Annotated in this window: 22 protein-coding genes; 7 read left to right on the top strand and 15 right to left on the bottom strand. The window is 38.3% G+C overall.

From position 1 onward, the window contains the following. Positions 1–5 precede the first annotated feature (5 nt). Positions 6–218, bottom strand: a complete 213-nt coding sequence (locus tag GXK58_RS04225; RefSeq protein ID WP_160720178.1) for a biotin/lipoyl-containing protein — start codon at positions 216–218, stop codon at positions 6–8. Between the two features lie 14 nt (positions 219–232). Continuing rightward, on the bottom strand, positions 233–1,564 hold the full coding sequence (locus GXK58_RS04230) for an acetyl-CoA carboxylase biotin carboxylase subunit (protein WP_160720180.1): 1,332 nt from the start codon (positions 1,562–1,564) through the stop codon (positions 233–235). Between the two features lie 238 nt (positions 1,565–1,802). Between GXK58_RS04230 and GXK58_RS04235 the strand changes: the two genes are divergently transcribed. Continuing rightward, positions 1,803–2,282: an N-acetyltransferase gene (locus GXK58_RS04235; RefSeq protein WP_160720182.1), complete on the top strand. Its 480-nt coding sequence runs from the start codon at positions 1,803–1,805 to the stop codon at positions 2,280–2,282. Between the two features lie 44 nt (positions 2,283–2,326). On the opposite strand, the gene GXK58_RS04240 is transcribed toward GXK58_RS04235, so the two are convergent. From GXK58_RS04240 to GXK58_RS04250, 3 genes are all read right to left on the bottom strand, one after another. Then, on the bottom strand, positions 2,327–2,956 hold the full coding sequence (locus GXK58_RS04240) for an RsfA family transcriptional regulator (RefSeq protein ID WP_160720184.1): 630 nt from the start codon (positions 2,954–2,956) through the stop codon (positions 2,327–2,329). A 364-nt stretch (positions 2,957–3,320) separates the two neighbouring features. After that, positions 3,321–3,494 (bottom strand): 50S ribosomal protein L32, encoded by a 174-nt coding sequence (gene rpmF / locus GXK58_RS04245; RefSeq protein WP_024029176.1) that lies wholly within the window; start codon positions 3,492–3,494, stop codon positions 3,321–3,323. 85 nt (positions 3,495–3,579) lie between these two features. Next, positions 3,580–4,107: a YceD family protein gene (locus GXK58_RS04250; RefSeq protein WP_160720186.1), complete on the bottom strand. Its 528-nt coding sequence runs from the start codon at positions 4,105–4,107 to the stop codon at positions 3,580–3,582. 265 nt (positions 4,108–4,372) lie between these two features. Here GXK58_RS04250 and GXK58_RS04255 point away from each other — a divergent pair, with 265 nt between their 5' ends. Beyond that, positions 4,373–5,587 (top strand): nucleotidyltransferase, encoded by a 1,215-nt coding sequence (locus GXK58_RS04255; RefSeq protein WP_160720188.1) that lies wholly within the window; start codon positions 4,373–4,375, stop codon positions 5,585–5,587. 46 nt (positions 5,588–5,633) lie between these two features. Here the strand turns inward: GXK58_RS04255 and GXK58_RS04260 are convergent, their stop codons facing one another. Both GXK58_RS04260 and GXK58_RS04265 read right to left on the bottom strand, forming a co-directional pair. Continuing rightward, positions 5,634–6,656, bottom strand: coding sequence for a SepM family pheromone-processing serine protease (locus tag GXK58_RS04260; protein ID WP_160720190.1), 1,023 nt, complete (start codon positions 6,654–6,656; stop codon positions 5,634–5,636). A gap of 9 nt (positions 6,657–6,665) precedes the next feature. Continuing rightward, positions 6,666–7,445, bottom strand: a complete 780-nt coding sequence (locus GXK58_RS04265; protein WP_160720192.1) for a patatin-like phospholipase family protein — start codon at positions 7,443–7,445, stop codon at positions 6,666–6,668. Between the two features lie 219 nt (positions 7,446–7,664). Here GXK58_RS04265 and ylbJ point away from each other — a divergent pair, with 219 nt between their 5' ends. After that, positions 7,665–8,873: a sporulation integral membrane protein YlbJ gene (ylbJ, locus tag GXK58_RS04270; protein WP_160720194.1), complete on the top strand. Its 1,209-nt coding sequence runs from the start codon at positions 7,665–7,667 to the stop codon at positions 8,871–8,873. A gap of 85 nt (positions 8,874–8,958) precedes the next feature. Here the strand turns inward: ylbJ and coaD are convergent, their stop codons facing one another. Continuing rightward, entirely contained in the window at positions 8,959–9,441 is a 483-nt protein-coding gene (gene coaD / locus GXK58_RS04275; protein ID WP_160720196.1) for a pantetheine-phosphate adenylyltransferase, read from the bottom strand. A gap of 15 nt (positions 9,442–9,456) precedes the next feature. Further along, on the bottom strand, positions 9,457–10,014 hold the full coding sequence (gene rsmD / locus GXK58_RS04280; RefSeq protein WP_160720857.1) for a 16S rRNA (guanine(966)-N(2))-methyltransferase RsmD: 558 nt from the start codon (positions 10,012–10,014) through the stop codon (positions 9,457–9,459). A 388-nt stretch (positions 10,015–10,402) separates the two neighbouring features. Here rsmD and GXK58_RS04285 point away from each other — a divergent pair, with 388 nt between their 5' ends. Beyond that, positions 10,403–10,792, top strand: coding sequence for a DUF7147 family protein (locus GXK58_RS04285; RefSeq protein ID WP_160720859.1), 390 nt, complete (start codon positions 10,403–10,405; stop codon positions 10,790–10,792). Between the two features lie 74 nt (positions 10,793–10,866). Here the strand turns inward: GXK58_RS04285 and GXK58_RS04290 are convergent, their stop codons facing one another. From GXK58_RS04290 to GXK58_RS04305, 4 genes are all read right to left on the bottom strand, one after another. Then, positions 10,867–11,142, bottom strand: a complete 276-nt coding sequence (locus tag GXK58_RS04290; RefSeq protein WP_160720198.1) for a YlbG family protein — start codon at positions 11,140–11,142, stop codon at positions 10,867–10,869. Between the two features lie 131 nt (positions 11,143–11,273). Then, a complete protein-coding gene (locus GXK58_RS04295; RefSeq protein ID WP_160720200.1) occupies positions 11,274–11,705 on the bottom strand; it encodes a YlbF family regulator in 432 nt (143 codons plus the stop codon). Between the two features lie 139 nt (positions 11,706–11,844). Next, the gene (locus tag GXK58_RS04300) at positions 11,845–12,084 is read right to left on the bottom strand and encodes a YlbE-like family protein (protein WP_160720202.1); all 240 of its coding nucleotides are present in this window, start codon (positions 12,082–12,084) and stop codon (positions 11,845–11,847) included. A 21-nt stretch (positions 12,085–12,105) separates the two neighbouring features. Beyond that, a complete protein-coding gene (locus GXK58_RS04305; protein ID WP_160720204.1) occupies positions 12,106–12,516 on the bottom strand; it encodes a YlbD family protein in 411 nt (136 codons plus the stop codon). 147 nt (positions 12,517–12,663) lie between these two features. Here GXK58_RS04305 and GXK58_RS04310 point away from each other — a divergent pair, with 147 nt between their 5' ends. Further along, a complete protein-coding gene (locus GXK58_RS04310; RefSeq protein WP_160720206.1) occupies positions 12,664–13,149 on the top strand; it encodes a PaaI family thioesterase in 486 nt (161 codons plus the stop codon). A gap of 17 nt (positions 13,150–13,166) precedes the next feature. After that, a complete protein-coding gene (locus tag GXK58_RS04315; protein WP_160720208.1) occupies positions 13,167–13,517 on the top strand; it encodes a hypothetical protein in 351 nt (116 codons plus the stop codon). 234 nt (positions 13,518–13,751) lie between these two features. Here the strand turns inward: GXK58_RS04315 and GXK58_RS04320 are convergent, their stop codons facing one another. Both GXK58_RS04320 and GXK58_RS04325 read right to left on the bottom strand, forming a co-directional pair. After that, a complete protein-coding gene (locus GXK58_RS04320) occupies positions 13,752–14,858 on the bottom strand; it encodes a CAP domain-containing protein (RefSeq protein ID WP_160720210.1) in 1,107 nt (368 codons plus the stop codon). Between the two features lie 178 nt (positions 14,859–15,036). Then, the gene (locus GXK58_RS04325; protein ID WP_160720212.1) at positions 15,037–15,471 is read right to left on the bottom strand and encodes a CBS domain-containing protein; all 435 of its coding nucleotides are present in this window, start codon (positions 15,469–15,471) and stop codon (positions 15,037–15,039) included. Positions 15,472–15,663: 192 nt separating this feature from the next. Between GXK58_RS04325 and GXK58_RS04330 the strand changes: the two genes are divergently transcribed. Continuing rightward, positions 15,664–16,023 carry a YugN family protein gene (locus GXK58_RS04330; RefSeq protein ID WP_160720214.1) on the top strand — a complete coding sequence of 120 codons (360 nt, stop codon included), beginning with the start codon at positions 15,664–15,666 and terminating at the stop codon, positions 16,021–16,023. The last annotated feature ends 26 nt before the right edge of the window (positions 16,024–16,049 follow it).

The raw sequence follows: 16,049 nt of genomic DNA on the forward strand, positions 1-16,049 counted from the left end.
AGAAGTTATTCCAGTACTAGTAAGACATCCCCTTCATTTACGAAGTCCCCGATCTCGACCTTTACAACACGGACGATTCCCTCTGTTCCGCTTTCAATTGGTATTTCCATTTTCATTGATTCCAGCATGATTACTTCCTGACCTGGATTTACTTGAGCACCTCTAGCTACGAAAACATTCAGGACAGTTCCTGCCATTGAAGCGGTAATTTCTTTCATCGAAATTCTCCCCTTTATTTATTTTTATTTAAAAAATGGGTGGTATAGTCTCCATTTTGAAAGGATTCATTTTCAAGTATGTTTAAGAAAAGCGGTACATTTGTTTTTATACCGTCAATTTTTACATTTTTAAAGAAGCCTGCTGCAGCCTCTAATGCCTTACCTCTTGATTCACTATAAAAAATGCATTTGGCAATCAACGGGTCATAGAAAGGAGTTACCGTTCCCCCTTCCACATAACCAGAATCAACTCTCGCCCCTTCTTTCTCCGGCCACTGGAGTGTAGTAAGTTTTCCCGGGGAAGGCAAAAAGCGGACAGGATCCTCTGCATAGAGCCGAAATTCAATAGCATTCCCAGAGGCACTAATTTCCGCTTGCTTTAGAGGCAGTTCTTCACCGCTGGCAACTAGTATTTGCCACTTCACCAAATCCAGCCCGGTGATCATTTCTGTGACTGGATGCTCGACTTGAAGACGAGTGTTCATTTCCAAGAAGTAAAAATTCTCATCTTGGTCGACAATAAATTCTATCGTTCCTGCGTTTGTATATTGAACAGCGCGGGCTGCCTTAATCGCTGTTGCAAACATTTTTTTTCGTACGTTGTCGCTAAGAAATGGGGAAGGAGATTCTTCAACCACCTTTTGGTGTCTTCGTTGGATGGAACAATCCCTCTCAAATAAATGAATAATATTCCCATAATTATCCCCAAACACTTGCACTTCAATATGCCGGCTATTTGATATATATTTTTCAATAAAGACATCCTCACAGCCAAAATAAGCCATGGCCCTCTTCTTGGTGGTTTCAAAAGATTTAACGAGCGCTTGCTCATTCTCACAAAGAACCATGCCAATTCCTCCCCCGCCGCCGCTTGCCTTTAGCATGACAGGGAAACCAATCAGTTCTGCTAGATTACATGCTTCTTCGATGGTCTTTATTCCTTGGCTGCTTCCTGGGACGACTGGGACATTGGCCTTTTCCATGGTTTGGCGTGAAACAATTTTATCCCCCATCAACTCAATTGTTTTAGGCTCAGGCCCGATAAAAATGATTCCAGCATTTTTTACCTTTTCTGCAAAAACAGCATTCTCAGAGAGGAATCCATATCCAGGATGTATGGCATCCACATTCTCGCTCTTAGCAATGTCTATGATTTTTTCCATTTGAAGATATGACTTACTAACATGCGGTTCCCCCACGCAAAAAGCCTTCGTTGCTGATTTTACAAAGGGCATATCCTTATCGGCTTCGGAATAAATGGCAATGGTTTCAATTCCCATCATTGAACAGGTTTTAATAATTCTAAGGGCAATTTCGCCTCGATTAGCAATTAAAATTTTTTGCACTTTCCTACCCCTTTCCTACCCCATTTGCGCCTTCCATAAAAGTTTCTACAAACCTTAAAGAATTTCCTGCCTTCATCTGAAAACGCTTCCGAAACTTATTTGAAGAATTTTTCGTCTATTTGATATATAATGAAAGTAATCGATTTCAGGAGCACTCAAAAATTAATTCTCTTCATGTTATTCAAGGGCATATAAATATATACAACAACCTGATCTTAAGATTTTAGGAGGCTGAGATATGGTGTATAAGGTGGAGAAACTAAAAATAAATTTTAAAACACTGGAAGAGTTTAAAAAGTTTAAAGAATACGGCCTTCAGGAATTATCAATGCTTGAAGAATTAGAAGCAAATATAGTAGATAACAATAGTGAATCACCATTTTATGGGGTCTATTTCGGAGACAAATTAGTAGCAAGAATGAGTTTATATCAAATTGACGCAAAGTTTGACCGTTATTTCTTACCGCCCCAAAATTACCTGGAACTTTGGAAACTTGAAGTTCTTCCGGGTTACCAAGGAAAAGGGTTTGGCAAGGCATTGGTTGATTTCGCCAAGAGCTTTGGGCTGCCAATCAAAACAAATCCAAGAGTACAATCTAGCGGTTTTTTTGAAAAGTTAGGTTTTAGCAATGTAGAATATGAAATGGAACGGGACCGTGGAGAAAATCCACTTGTCTGGTATCTAGAAGGTGTCGAAGCACAGCATCATGAAAAATAAATAACCATATAAATAACTAAAGCGGACGTTTAGTCCGCTTTTTTCTATTTCTCCACTCTCTCAAGATTCCCATTTTTGTCCATCTGGAATTTCACTTTTTGCTGACGATCTTCATCTTGCAGGACCACCATTTTTCGGGCTCTTTCCATAATCTCAATTAATGACCGGTAATCTTCTTCGATCGCCTTGAGGTTTTTTGACAATCTTTCATTTTCTGCAGCCAAGTAGTAAGTTTTCTTTTCTAATTCTTTTATTTTATCAACTGATTTTTTTCTCTCTGTTTCAAATCCTGAAGAGGCTTCTGCTTGTTTATAAAGATCCTCTAAAAAGTGAATCACAGCCGGGAAGGTAACTTTACTTGGTTTCTCCACATTAACAGCGGATTGAACAATTTCAACTTCCACAGGCTCAATTTGGTTTTCTTCCAAAACAGGAACATCTTGTCTTTTTATTTCTTTACGTTGCTTCTTCGCAAGTTCAATTCCTGTTTTATATTGTTTTCTCACATATGAATTCCAACGGAACCCACATGCTGCTGAGGTTCGCGATAATTGTTTGCCAACTTCCTCAAATGCCTGCAGCTGCGTGCCGCCTTCACGGATATGCCTTAAAACCACTTCAGCAAGCAACAAATCCTCATCCTGGGACCATGCATCTTGTCGAGTTGGTGACATTTGTTCATCCCTCCTAGTGTTTTTATATACATATGCATCTACTAGAAAAGATAGACTTAATCGGAAGTTGTCTTTTAATCTTTATACAATGTTTTTTATTGATAGGCTGTGTTGAACTGGGATGTTGACTTCCGTTCCAGGCGGCTTCGCTTTCCGCGGGCGTGCCGGGGAGCATCCTCGGCCCTTAAACGCCTGCGGGGTCTCCCCTGCCCCGTACTCCCGCAGGAGTCTTCGCCGCCTTCCACTCCAATCAACATCGTTACAAAATCAGCAATGATTGCTCCCTATCTTTAAACTTTTTAATAGCAAAAACGACAAAAGCACAAGGGCGTATAGCTCCTTGTGCTTTTTATCCTAACGGAAATTAGTCGTTAACAACGTCTTTTCCTTTGTATGTTCCGCAAGCTTTACATACGCGGTGTGCAAGTTTCATTTCACCACAGTTTGGGCAACTTACCATACCAGGTACGTTTAATTTAAAATGTGTACGACGTTTTCTTTTTGCAGTTTTAGAAGTTCTTCTAAAAGGTACAGCCATTCTTCCCACCTCCTTAAAGAGTATTAAGAAAGTAATGAAGGCCAGGAATGCTGGTTCTTCACTTTGCTTCTTAGATTTTTGCCGATTATGATTCGGAAGAAGAATTGTTTTCGTCAAAAAACTTTGCAAGACCTGCTAGTCGCGGATCAATCTTTTTTGATTGGTCTTCTTCAGAAACAACTTCCCAATCCTTTCCAGATTGAGGGGCTCCTTCATCCGACACGACATCCTCGCAAAATACTTGCATTGGAACCTCAAGTAAAAGAATTTCACGTATGATTGGCATAACATCAATCACGTCACCTTTTACCTGATGTGTCTCCTCTTCAGTTTCATAGACTGATCCTTGTAAGAGGAAAGTTTCAGTTGTGTCGACATTAATTGGAAGTTTTACATCCACTAAAGTACGAGAACAAGGAAGAATTAAATGACCTTCAATTTTTATATGAAACGTCACTTTCGTTGAATCGATATCTCCCCGACCAGTAATATGCATCGGAGAAACCTCTCGAATGGTGGGATCAACTTGTTTGATCTCGTCCACACGAATGATCTCATCAATGATAAAATCCTTGTTTCGATATTTTTGTAATTGATTTAATGTCCATTTCAATTGAATCACCCCAAGGCAACAAAGGTAATTATAGCCTTCGATAATATTTTTGTCAATGTTTTTTCTTTACACCTAAAAGGTGATTAGGATACAAAAAGTAATTGACCGTAAAAAGGTTTCCAGTATTAGTGTATCCAGTTGTATTCTTTACAAACATCTACAACATCTTATCATAATATCTGATTGGTTTCCTTAAAATTTTGCTATAATGTTAAAAAAAAATAATTTCCTAATATAACGGATCAATTTATCGAAGGAGAATGATATGAACGCAGTCGGTTTGATTGTAGAGTATAATCCTTTCCATAATGGGCATGCTTTTCACTTACATGCTTCAAGGGAAGCGGCAGGTGCTGATATAGTAATTGCGGTAATGAGCGGGAACTTTCTACAAAGAGGTGAACCAGCCCTTGTTTCAAAATGGTATCGTACAAATATGGCGTTACTAAACGGAGTCGATATTGTTTTAGAATTACCCTATATGTTTGCAGTACAGAAGGCGGAAATTTTTGCTAATGGGGCAATATCGATTTTAGATGCAGTTGGCTGTAAGTCTATTTGTTTCGGAAGCGAGAGCGGAGATCTTTCTTCCTTCTTGAAAACCATTGATTTTTTATCGGAACAAAGTGACCAATTGGAGGAAAATATTAATCAATTTATGGAAACTGGTGTGAGTTACCCAAAAGCAGTTTCCCAAGCCTATCATCAATTGACGGATTCATCGTCTTTTTTAGATTTAGGAAAACCTAATAATATTTTGGGAATCGAATACATAAAAGCGATAAAGAAACAAAAAAGTTCGCTCACCCCTTTAACTGTGGCACGGAAAAACGCTGACTATCATGATGAACATTTTGCCTCTGAAACCATTGCAAGTGCAACCAGTATCCGAAAAGCAATCTTTTCAAAAGACGGTAGTCAAGTATCTATTGGTCAATATGTCCCTGAACCCACAAAACTATTGTTATCCGAGTATTACAAAGAGTATCAAGTTTTTCATCAATGGGAAAATTATTGGTCCTTCCTGCAATTCCGGCTCCTTCAATCCAGTCCGGAAGAGCTGAGGGAAATCTATGAGGTGGAAGAAGGGCTTGAAAATAGATTATTAGCAGCCGCTATACGCTCGGGCAGTTTTCAGGAGTTTATGGAGAACATTAAAACAAAACGGTATACATGGACGAGGCTTCAGCGATTATGTGTCCATATCTTAACAAATACAAAAAAAGGTCAAATGGCGGGTCCAGAAGATAAAGCAGCTTATCTACGACTTTTAGGGATGACAAGCAAAGGAAAAGCATACTTAAATAAGCGAAAAAAGGATTTATCCCTCCCGCTTGTATCTAAGCTTTCCTCTTATAAAGGTGCAGGAATCCAACTTGACCTAAAAGCTGCCCGTATTTATTCCCTCGGTGTCGCTAATCAGCTATCAAAGGAGTTAATGATCCAGGAATTTAAGCAGCACCCCATAATGATCGGATAAAAAAAGCATTAAAATGGGGGAACCTCTAAGTTCCCCCCAAAAAAAGTCATTCTTTCATCGTTAACTTTTCAAGATATTTTACTGCTTCCTCGAACGTATCAACCGGTACAATTTTCATTTTTGTTTTAATATCACGAGCAGTTTTTACTGCATCCTGATAGTTAGAATCTTTTGAACCACTTTCATTAGGAGCAAAAAAGATTTCAGCCCCAGCCTGATCTGCAGCCACAATCTTTTGTTCAATCCCGCCGATTGGTCCGACATTACCTTTTTCATCAATGGTTCCTGTCCCTGCAATTTTATAACCTTTTGTTAAATCCTCACTTGTTAACTGATTATAGATTTCTAAAGTAAACATCAGGCCGGCAGAAGGGCCGCCAATTTCATCTGTCCTTACCTTTACTTTAGGATCAACAATAATAGACTTGTCATCTACTAATGAAATGCCAATTCCGATTTTTCCAGGGGCGTCTTTGAACCGCTTTAGACTAACCGTAACCGTGCTTGTTTTTTTATTTCGTTCATACGTTAAGGTGATTTGATCTCCTGCTTGTTTTTTGCTTACATAGTCAATGAATTTTTCAGAGGAAGCAAAAGTATGTCCATCCACCTTAAAGATTCGGTCGCCGGCCTGCAGTTTCCCTTCCGCCGGCATCCCTGGCACTACCTGAACCACATAAATGCCTTTATATTTATATTGGATAGGCAGCCCTGCTTTTCGGTAAGCAACTTCGATCGCATTAAATTTCGAGCCTGCCATCATTTGAAGCTGCCTTGCATTGTACTCATCTTCGGTCTCTTTTTCAGACAGGATCATATTCAAGGGATATATCTCTTCGTATTTTCGAATCTTCGCTTCAATGTAAGAATAAATATTTGCCCTTCCCATTCTTACGGTCGTCAGCATAAAGCTTCCTTCTTCTTCATAGCCGTCTTCAACCGTAATAATTGGTTCGAGTTCCTTTGCCATTCCCGGTTTTGAAACATAATAGGGCAATGGGTAATACATTCCTCCTATTAAAATAAAAGCCAGGAAAAATAGTGAACCTATATAAAATTTTCTGCGCATTGCTCGTTGTTACCCCTTCCACTTGTCGATGACGGTTTCTATCTGTTTAATCTGTTTTCTTGTTTCTTCTTTGCCGATATTAATGATTTCTTCAGTATTAGTGAAGGCCCGTGAGCTATACATTTCAACAGGCGGGCGGATCATAATATCAGCAGATATTTCTCTATTAAGGATAATTTCAGCTTGCATAATATCTATACTTTGCATTATCACGTCGTAAATAGTAGTCATTTCAGCGTTTCGTTTAACTCTTGACACATCCACAGCTATCACAATATCAGCACCCATGTCTCTTGCTACAGATATAGGGACCCTGTCGGCCACACCGCCATCGACTAAAATCCGCCCGTCATATTTTTCCGGCACAAATATACCTGGAATGGAGATACTGGCTCTTACTGCCTCAGCGACCGGACCTTTTTGAAAAACAACCTTTTCACCTGTTAATAAATCGGTCGCAACAATTCCAATTGGGAGCGAAAGGTCCTCGATGTTTTTTCCATGTGTAAAAACCCTGATAAATTCTTTAATTTTTTTTCCAGATATAAAGCCCATTTTAGGGACAGTAAAGTCTAAATAATACTTCCTTTTGAAGGCAGTCGATAATTTATACAAGCGTTCCAAATCTAATCCAGCACCATAGAAACTCCCTACAAGTGCCCCCATGCTGCTTCCGGCAATTAAATGAATAGGAATTCCAGCCTCTTTCAAAGCCATAATCACACCTAAATGAGCAAACCCGCGGGCACCGCCCGAACCAAGTGCCAAACCAATTTTTGGGTGCTCCATCACAACTGACCTCCCGTTAATATACTTCAGGAAAGAAAAACTAAAGAGAAACTAAAGAGAAACTCGTTCAATCTTATGGTCTAAATTACGTTTCTATGAGTATATTTGATTTAGGTGAGGACAAGGTCGATTTACCATGTATAAGTTTTAATCTATATTTTAGCATTGATAATATTGATTTGCACAATTTGAGCGATTGTTTGGAAGGAGGTGCCTTAAATGATTTTATCAAAACTAAAAACCATTGTTCTGTCCGTATCAGTTACAATCATAGCGGCATCATTGATCTCTTTTCCAAGGGAATCATTTGAAGCATCCATTCGTGGTCTTAATATGTGGTGGGAAATTGTCTTTCCTTCCCTTTTGCCTTTTTTTATTATTTCTGAAATGCTGATTGGTTTTGGGGTAGTTAAGTTTATCGGGGTTATGTTAGAACCCCTTATGAGACCTCTATTTAAGGTTCCTGGTGTCGGAGGGTTTGTATGGGCTATGGGGATGGCTTCCGGACAACCGGCAGGAGCAAAATTCACTTCCCGCTTACGTCAGGAAGGGCAATTAACGCAAATTGAAGCAGAAAGACTTGTCTCGTTTACCAATTCCTCCAACCCTTTATTTATCTTTAGTGCCGTGGCTGTTGGTTTCTTCAACAATCCAAAAATAGGATTACTTTTAGCGGCAGCGCATTATTTAGGGAATATCTGTGTGGGAGTAATCATGCGTTTTTACGGAAAGGAGACTCCTGAAGAATCAGAGGAAGATAGAAAAAAATTTAAAATTAGAACTGCCTTGTCCGCCCTGCACCAAACAAGAATAAAAGATAATCGTCCCATTGGTAAACTTTTAGGCGATGCTGTAAATTCGTCGATACAAACCTTATTAATGATTGGCGGCTTTATTATTTTGTTTTCTGTAATTAACCGACTGCTTTATGAACTACATATAACAGCAATTTTAGCAAAATCGATTGAGCTTTTGCTCTCCACCCTGTCCTTCCCTGATATGTTAAGCATTCCTTTTATTTCGGGAGTTTTTGAAATCACATTAGGAAGTCAATTGATCAGTGATGTGAAAGATGCTACCCTTTTACAACAAGTAGTTATTACAAGTTTTATCCTTGCATTTAGCGGTTTTAGTATCCAAGCGCAAGTTGCCAGCATCCTTGCCCAAACAGATATAAGATTTAAACCATTTTTCATTGCTAGAATTCTTCAAGGGATTTTCGCAAGCTTTTTTGCCCTGCTTTTATGGAAACCACTTTATATCCGCTTTACTAGTAATGAACAGCCCTCCAACGCCTGGCCTGTGTTTGGAGATGGCTCATTGTCAAACCATTACTATTCTCAAATGGTGGAGTTTGGGCCTATGATAACTATTTTCTCATTGTTTATTTATATCCTTATCTTATTTGCACGGTTAAAAAAGAGCTAGGCAAAGCTGCCAAGCTCTTTTACATATATCTATAGACGTTAAAAGGTGCACTCACCTAGTTTAATAACCAGCTTTTCTTTTTTTCTTACCTTCCAAACTTTTTGTGCAGTTCTTTTTCCACAATCGGCGGAACCAAAGAAGAAATGTCTCCATCATATTTCGCTACTTCTTTTACAATACTTGAACTTAAGAATGAGTATTGGCTGTTGGTCATGATAAAAAAGGTCTCAAGATCCTCGTTTAACACTCGATTCATCGAGGTGATTTGCATTTCGTACTCAAAGTCAGAAACAGCCCGCAGCCCCCTGATGATGGCATTAGCATTAACAGACTTCGCATAATCAACTAATAAACCTGAGTGGACATCTACTCTTACATTAGGAAGGTCCTTTGTCACAGTTTTGATTAAGTTCATTCGCTCTTCAATGGTGAATAACGGATTTTTAGATGAGTTATTTAATACACTCACATAAACAATATCAAATACCTTCGCACCTCTTTTTATGATATCTAAATGACCATATGTAATCGGGTCAAAACTTCCTGGACAAACTGCAATTCTTACCACCTGGACTCCTCCTCATCACTCACTGCTGCTAGAATAAATCGTCACAGCAATAATCCCATACTTTTCATGTTTTATCTGTTTAAATCGGCCAACTGTTTCAGGCAAATCTACATCAAAGCTATGTTCACAGACAATCATCCCATCTGTTTTAACCAGATCCTGCTGGACCATTTTTTCCATCAGGCTGACAAGCTGCTGCTTTTTATAAGGGGGATCTAAAAATATGTAATCAAATTTAATCTCTCTTTTTATGAGGGCTTTTACTGCTCTATCTGCATCATTACGATAAACTTCAGCTTTTTCCTCGAATTTACATGCCTTTAAATTTTCCTGTATCACATGGATTGCCTTAGACTCCCGATCAACAAAGATAACCTTATCTAATCCCCTGCTGAGTCCTTCTATACCTAAACCGCCGCTCCCTGCAAATAAATCTAACCCCATGCCTCCATCAAAATAGGGTCCAATCATATTAAACAAGGCTTCCTTCACTTTATCAGTTGTCGGACGGGTTGTATTTCCGGGAACAGCTTTAAGCGGTCTTCCCTTGCATACACCTGAAACCACTCTCATCGAAAGATCACCACATTTACTGAAATTCATTTTTCTTAATACATCCTACCATAATTCGTAAAAAAGACAATCTGTTATAAGTATCTTTTCACTTGTAAATCTACATTGTTCATCCAATTGGAAAATTTATAAAAAATACGTATAAGCTTTTGCGTAGTGGGGATAATGTAAGTAACAACATCAATTCGAGGATGTTGTTGCCAACCGCGGAGAAGACTTACGTTTCCCCATAAGTTCTTCCTCCGGTTTCTCCTCTCCCTTTGCCTTCTATCCTTAGATTTAGGATATAGAAGGACCCTGCGGATTATTCTGCAGGGTTTTTTTTTATTTATTTGGATGTCACAAAATGATAAAGTAGGGTTAATAAGCTTAAAGGAGAATGTCTAAATTGATACAGCGATTCATTGAACTAGGAGAAGGGTATTCAGATATTTATGAGCTGCTCGAACTGGCAAGAGCCAATCAACACCGCCTGCAGCATATGATGGCACTGCACACTAAAATTGGCGATAAGGATATGACCTCTCTAGTTGTCGTATTAAAACCTACCGATCCTGGTAAGTTCCAAGCACTATATATATGTCGGGAAGGGATTCCAAATCCGAATATTTTTCCAAACCAAAGGTTTGAATTATTTGCCCAAACAGCCGAATCCCTTGGAAAACAAATAATCGAACTATCTGTTAAACCATCGGTTATTTTTAACGAAAAAGAATTGTTTTTCCAGTACTTAATCGGAATTTTAAGACTAAACCATTATATTTTACCATTACAATAAGTAAAGCTTTAGGGCGACAGGTTTATGGGGCAGCTAGATGATATGAAAAAGGTGAGGGACATTTCCCCCACCTTTTATATTCCCATTTTATAATCATATTCCTTGGCTTTATCTGGTGCAGAATTCTCATACTCCATTCTTAAAAATGGTTTATATGATGGTTCTACTTGCTTCACAAAAGAGAAAGAATTTAATTTCTCCATAATGCCTTCTACTTCGTCTTGATTACAATATAACACGACGTATTTTAATTTTTTCGACACATAATGAACGTTGCCGAAACGCCTTAGCATTTTTGCTTGTTTTAAAGAATAAAGCCAAACAACCAATCCTTGTCTTTGAACAAACATTCTATATTCCCCTTCAGCAAAACCATCATCTTTTAGATAAGTCTAGCACATTAAAACGTTCTATTTCAATTCAAACTTGTCTCTTTTATCTATTATTTGCAAAAAAAGTCAGCTGACATAAGCTGACTTTTTTAACTGCATCCGCAGCTGCCTCCGCTGCCACAGCTATGACCCGTTTCGAAGAAAGGATTACCTGAAGGTACTTTGATATGTTGGGATACTGCTCCCCCAATTGATTTACTAATTTCATCCAAAAGAGTCTGCAAATCATTTTCGGCAAGCTTAAAATCTGCAACAAGCGGATCTAAATCCATTTCCCGTTTCGCTTCACGTATTTGCATCATGACACTTTTATAATCAGGATGGTATTTACCAAAACGCTGGACCTCCTCATAAAGGTCCTTTAATTTCGAAAATCGATTGATTTTACGCTGTGTTTCTTTATTTCTCTGCATTCTATATAAACAAGTTTGATATTGTTCTGCTATATCAGAATTTAAAACCATCTTCGCTAGATCTTCAGCGTATTCTAAAAGCTCCATTCTTTCTAAAGTAGCAAGCACTTTTCGCCCACCTCCAAGGATATTTTATCATATATACGCAGAGAAAGCGAAGGATCCTGTCGGCTTAGGGATATTTACCATACCTGTTATGGTTAAAAGAAATAAAAAAAGACCACAAAAATGACAGTGTAGTCTCTTCTTAATTTTGATTTTTCATTGCCTGAAACATATGATACATCATCGAGGCCATTTGAACACTATTAGAAAATTTCTCTACTTGATCAGGTATTGTCTTCTTATAATAGTGTAATGAGGCTATTTCTAATGTTTGCAGGTCATAAGGGTTTCTTGTAAGTTTTCTATACCATAGAGGCTGTTCTCGAATAAATTGTTTTAAATCCTTTTGGCGCTCCAGATAATCTAGTACATCTTTTCGCATTAGTTTTTAGGTCCTTCCCTATTAGTCTTTTCGGAAAGCAAAGGGATGTTTTGGTCCTTCTTGCTGCTTTATCGGGCCGGCTGCGGAATTAACATTTCCCCCTTGAAATTGGGATATCACGCCTTGAACTGCACCAAGAGCTTGACTTAAGTTATTAATATGACTTTGCATTTGATTGGGATCCATTTTTTTTACCATTCCCATGATATTGGATAACCAATCGTTTTTGGACTCTTGGCCAGTTTGAGATTCTGATTCCTTATCTGCCCCAATATTCCCCCATCGTTCATCCTCTTCCCCTAAAAGATACCAGTCTTCATATAATTCCTGCCAGGATGCCTTTCCGCTTCGAACTTCTTTTATGATTTGCGGATTATTTTTTACAAATTCTTTAAATTGGAGTACGGATGGATGTAATTTCTTTTGTGTCATTTTCATCTCACCTCTGCCCATATTAATCGCCAATAATACAATATGTATCAGAACATGAAATGTGAAATCAAATGAACGTAAATAATTTATAAATCTTCCTATAAGTGGTAAGATGGCAACAGATAAGTAATGAAAGAGGTAGAAAGTATGAATGAAGAAATACAATATTTATTAGAATACTCTCTCGAAAATGGTTCGGAAGAAGACCTGCAAGTTATAAAATTACTTCTCGAAGGTGTCAAAAAAAAGATCGAACGCAATCGACGCACCTATATTGATGGAATCTTGCATATGGACTTAAACTTTGAACAAGAATCGTGTGAGATTACCATCCCAATTACGCCAGTTATTCATAACAACCTTAATATTGTTCATGGAGGAATTACCGCGACTCTCCTCGATACCACCATGGGTGTATTGGCTAACCGCCTGCTTCCAAAAGGATTTGGGGCAGTCACCAATCAATTAAATATTCATTATATTGCCCCAGGTATTGGTGATACACTCCGTTGCAATGCTGAAGTTATTCATAAGGGTACAAAAACGATGGTTATTTCAGGCGAGGTCTTCCGCAATGATGGGAAAAAAATAGCTTATGCAACAGGCACCTTTTTTATGATTGAAAAAGCATAAGGGAGGCTCTGAACAAAATGGTCACTGCCATCCTAATTCCGATTATTTGTCTGTACTTTTATTGGTTGACGAAAAAAGAAATGAAAGAACAGGACAAAAAATGGCTTGAAGTTGGGCGAGTACGCCAAGAGTCCATTGTATACGGTGAAATAAAAAGCATAAGCGAGGAGCAGCAACGGTTTTACTACAACCGCCGCATACTTGTTCAAACACTTACGCTTCAAACAGACATTAAGGTCATACATGCCGTGAAGAAGACACCCCTAACAGCAAATGTAAAAACAGATACTTTCTTAGTTGGTACAGCGATAAAGTTATATGGAAGCTGGGAGGGAAGCAGCTTCATATTTGAACATTTCACTCATTAGAGGCTGACCCAAAAGGTGGTTAATGAATAATATTTCACACTCTGTTGATTGGAGCGGAAGGCGGCGAAGACTCCTGCGGGAGTACGGGGCAGGGGAGACCCCACAGGCGCAGTAGCGCCGAGGAGGCTCCCCGGCACGCCCGCGGAAAGCGAAGCCGTCTGGAGCGGAAATCAACAGACTAGATTAATGTATAAAAAATGAGGTGCCCCTAAAACTTTTGGGACACCCTCTTTATTAATCCTCCGCTTTACGTATAAAGTTTTGGGTATAATATTTTTTATAAACCCCCTCACCAAGATGGGAGTAAACCCCCACACCAAGATGAGAGAATTCTTCATTTAAAAGTGAATCACGATGTCCTTTACTATTAAGCCATCCTTCTACGACAGCGGGACCATCCGTATAGTTTGCAGCAATATTTTCACCAGCAGATTCGTAGGTAACTTTGGCTGTTTTTAACCGGTTAGCCAGGTCACCAAATTTTTTGGATGTATGGGAATAGTCGTTGTTCTCAGCCATATCTTTACTATGTTCATACGCTGCATTGGCCGTCTTTTCATCCCAAACTAAGGGTTTTAGCTTATTCCTTATTCTTAGGGCGTTAGTGATGTCAAAAATTTGCTGTTCTGTACTTTGATCGACTAAATTCAATTTTTCCTCGTTTAGTTCAGGTGCTTTAATAAGTTCCCCACGGTATACCAGTTCATAGGGCTGCTGTTTAACTAATGTTTCGGCGTTTAGAAATCGCACACTTGAAAGATTACCAGTAAACTTATCTATGTATAATTGAACGTAGATATCTCCTATTTTAACCATTGGACGTAAGTTTAAATCGGTATCGTTTAATTCAAATCGATACGTATTTCCATTTACTTTTAAATTAATATTAGTATCAAAAAATTGTGTATTAAAAATTTCTTCTACTGGCTGGCCAATCTCGAATGGGGCAATATTCAACGTCTCTCCAAGAGCGAATATAGTTACAACGCGCCCATTTTCAACCCCAGCTTGTAAATAGCGATTATAGTTCTGATTATAGATATACCATTGGTATCCATACATAGAATCGTCAATTCTTATTGGTTTTCCAAACTCTCTTTCAAGACTTGAAACATCTTGTCCAATCAACAATGCCAGCCCTTCCTTTGGCTTTTCCAATTTTGTTTGACTCCCGGTTGTATTGTTGGTATCTTGGGGCATCGATTGATTCATTTCTGATGTATGATCTTCTTTAATCAGTACCTTACTGTCATTATTTTTTTCATTTATACTAACGTAAAATCCAATTGTTAGGAAAACAACTGAGAGTATTAAGATTCTGCTTAGAGTACGCAGCGGCACTCACCCTCTCTATAACAATTTCTATCATTATATGTATTGATAAAATAATTATATCATTTATATACCTATAAGTAAGAGACATTACCCAAAAATGTTTGATTTATAAATAATCTAAAAATAAAACAGGCACATTATGCACCTGTTTCACAAATTAAAAGCTAATATTCATATAATAATTTTAATGCTGAACATCACCAAAGTTTTGTTCAGAGATCTCACTAAGTGCCTCTTTAGCTTGATCATCCGTAAGTTTACGAATAGCCATATCGCCAAGCGATACAATCCCGACAAGCTTACCGTTTTCAACCACAGGTAAGCGGCGGACCTGATGATCTGCCATTAATTTAGCTGCTTCCCTTGATGAAGTATCAGGGCTGACGGTGAACAATTCTTTACTCATAATATCTTCTACTTTTGTAGAACCAGGATGTTTTTCAGCTACCCCTCTAATAACAATATCACGGTCTGTAATCATACCAACAATTTTTTCCTGATCAACAATGGGAATCGCACCAACATTTAGTTCTTTCATCTTTAGGGCAACCTCAAAGACATTATCCAATAAAGTGCAGCACTCAATATCATCAGTCATAATATCCCGGACTTTTTCCATAATATTTTCCTCCAAAGTATTATTATTCCCCTTTTCAATAATTTAGGTTTTACCATTGCAAACGGTTTTATTCGCACAAATCTATTGATTGCAAGTTGCAGAAATTTCAACTATTATTAAAATGAATTATACTTGCTTTAATACCAATTTAGGAAAAAAGGGGCAGGCAACTGTTTTTTAGGAGGGATTTGAATGAAGTTCGAGAATACTGGGATTGAAAAGCTTAAAGCGGACTTAAACCGTTTGGATGATGTTATGCATGATTATGGTTTAGTCCGGGCCGGCCAATGGGATTATGACCGGGTTACATATGACCGTAAATTTGAACTAAAAGAAGGTGTATTTTATCTTCGTGTTCAAGGTTTTGCCGTAGAAGGCGATGTGGATATTTTTAAAGCAACGATTCAATTGCTGACACCATTACTAGGAAAGCATTATTATCCTCATGGTGTTGAATATGGTGAAGGAGAGAACTTTCCTGCTTCACTTGTAAATCAGTGTAAACAAATCCTGCAAAAGGTGAACGAAGAAATTAGTCAATTCGCTATCTAAAAGAAAGCACATGGAATTCCATGTGC

It is taken from the genome of Bacillus sp. USDA818B3_A, from assembly GCF_009928415.1.
Taxonomy (GTDB): Bacteria; Bacillota; Bacilli; order Bacillales; family Cytobacillaceae; genus Neobacillus.

Bases quoted from the DNA above. Each gene is read 5' to 3' on its own strand.
- GXK58_RS04330 (WP_160720214.1), top strand. From the start codon at position 15,664: ATGAAGTTCGAGAATACTGGGATTGAAAAGCTTAAAGCGGACTTAAAC.
- GXK58_RS04260 (WP_160720190.1), bottom strand. From the start codon at position 6,656: ATGCGCAGAAAATTTTATATAGGTTCACTATTTTTCCTGGCTTTTATT.
- GXK58_RS04310 (WP_160720206.1), top strand. From the start codon at position 12,664: ATGAATGAAGAAATACAATATTTATTAGAATACTCTCTCGAAAATGGT.
- GXK58_RS04225 (WP_160720178.1), bottom strand. From the start codon at position 218: ATGAAAGAAATTACCGCTTCAATGGCAGGAACTGTCCTGAATGTTTTC.
- GXK58_RS04290 (WP_160720198.1), bottom strand. From the start codon at position 11,142: ATGTTTGTTCAAAGACAAGGATTGGTTGTTTGGCTTTATTCTTTAAAA.
- GXK58_RS04240 (WP_160720184.1), bottom strand. From the start codon at position 2,956: ATGTCACCAACTCGACAAGATGCATGGTCCCAGGATGAGGATTTGTTG.
- GXK58_RS04300 (WP_160720202.1), bottom strand. From the start codon at position 12,084: ATGCGAAAAGATGTACTAGATTATCTGGAGCGCCAAAAGGATTTAAAA.
- rsmD (WP_160720857.1), bottom strand. From the start codon at position 10,014: ATGAGAGTGGTTTCAGGTGTATGCAAGGGAAGACCGCTTAAAGCTGTT.
- ylbJ (WP_160720194.1), top strand. From the start codon at position 7,665: ATGATTTTATCAAAACTAAAAACCATTGTTCTGTCCGTATCAGTTACA.
- GXK58_RS04315 (WP_160720208.1), top strand. From the start codon at position 13,167: ATGGTCACTGCCATCCTAATTCCGATTATTTGTCTGTACTTTTATTGG.
- GXK58_RS04255 (WP_160720188.1), top strand. From the start codon at position 4,373: ATGAACGCAGTCGGTTTGATTGTAGAGTATAATCCTTTCCATAATGGG.
- GXK58_RS04325 (WP_160720212.1), bottom strand. From the start codon at position 15,471: ATGGAAAAAGTCCGGGATATTATGACTGATGATATTGAGTGCTGCACT.
- rpmF (WP_024029176.1), bottom strand. From the start codon at position 3,494: ATGGCTGTACCTTTTAGAAGAACTTCTAAAACTGCAAAAAGAAAACGT.
- GXK58_RS04265 (WP_160720192.1), bottom strand. From the start codon at position 7,445: ATGGAGCACCCAAAAATTGGTTTGGCACTTGGTTCGGGCGGTGCCCGC.
- GXK58_RS04235 (WP_160720182.1), top strand. From the start codon at position 1,803: ATGGTGTATAAGGTGGAGAAACTAAAAATAAATTTTAAAACACTGGAA.
- GXK58_RS04305 (WP_160720204.1), bottom strand. From the start codon at position 12,516: ATGACACAAAAGAAATTACATCCATCCGTACTCCAATTTAAAGAATTT.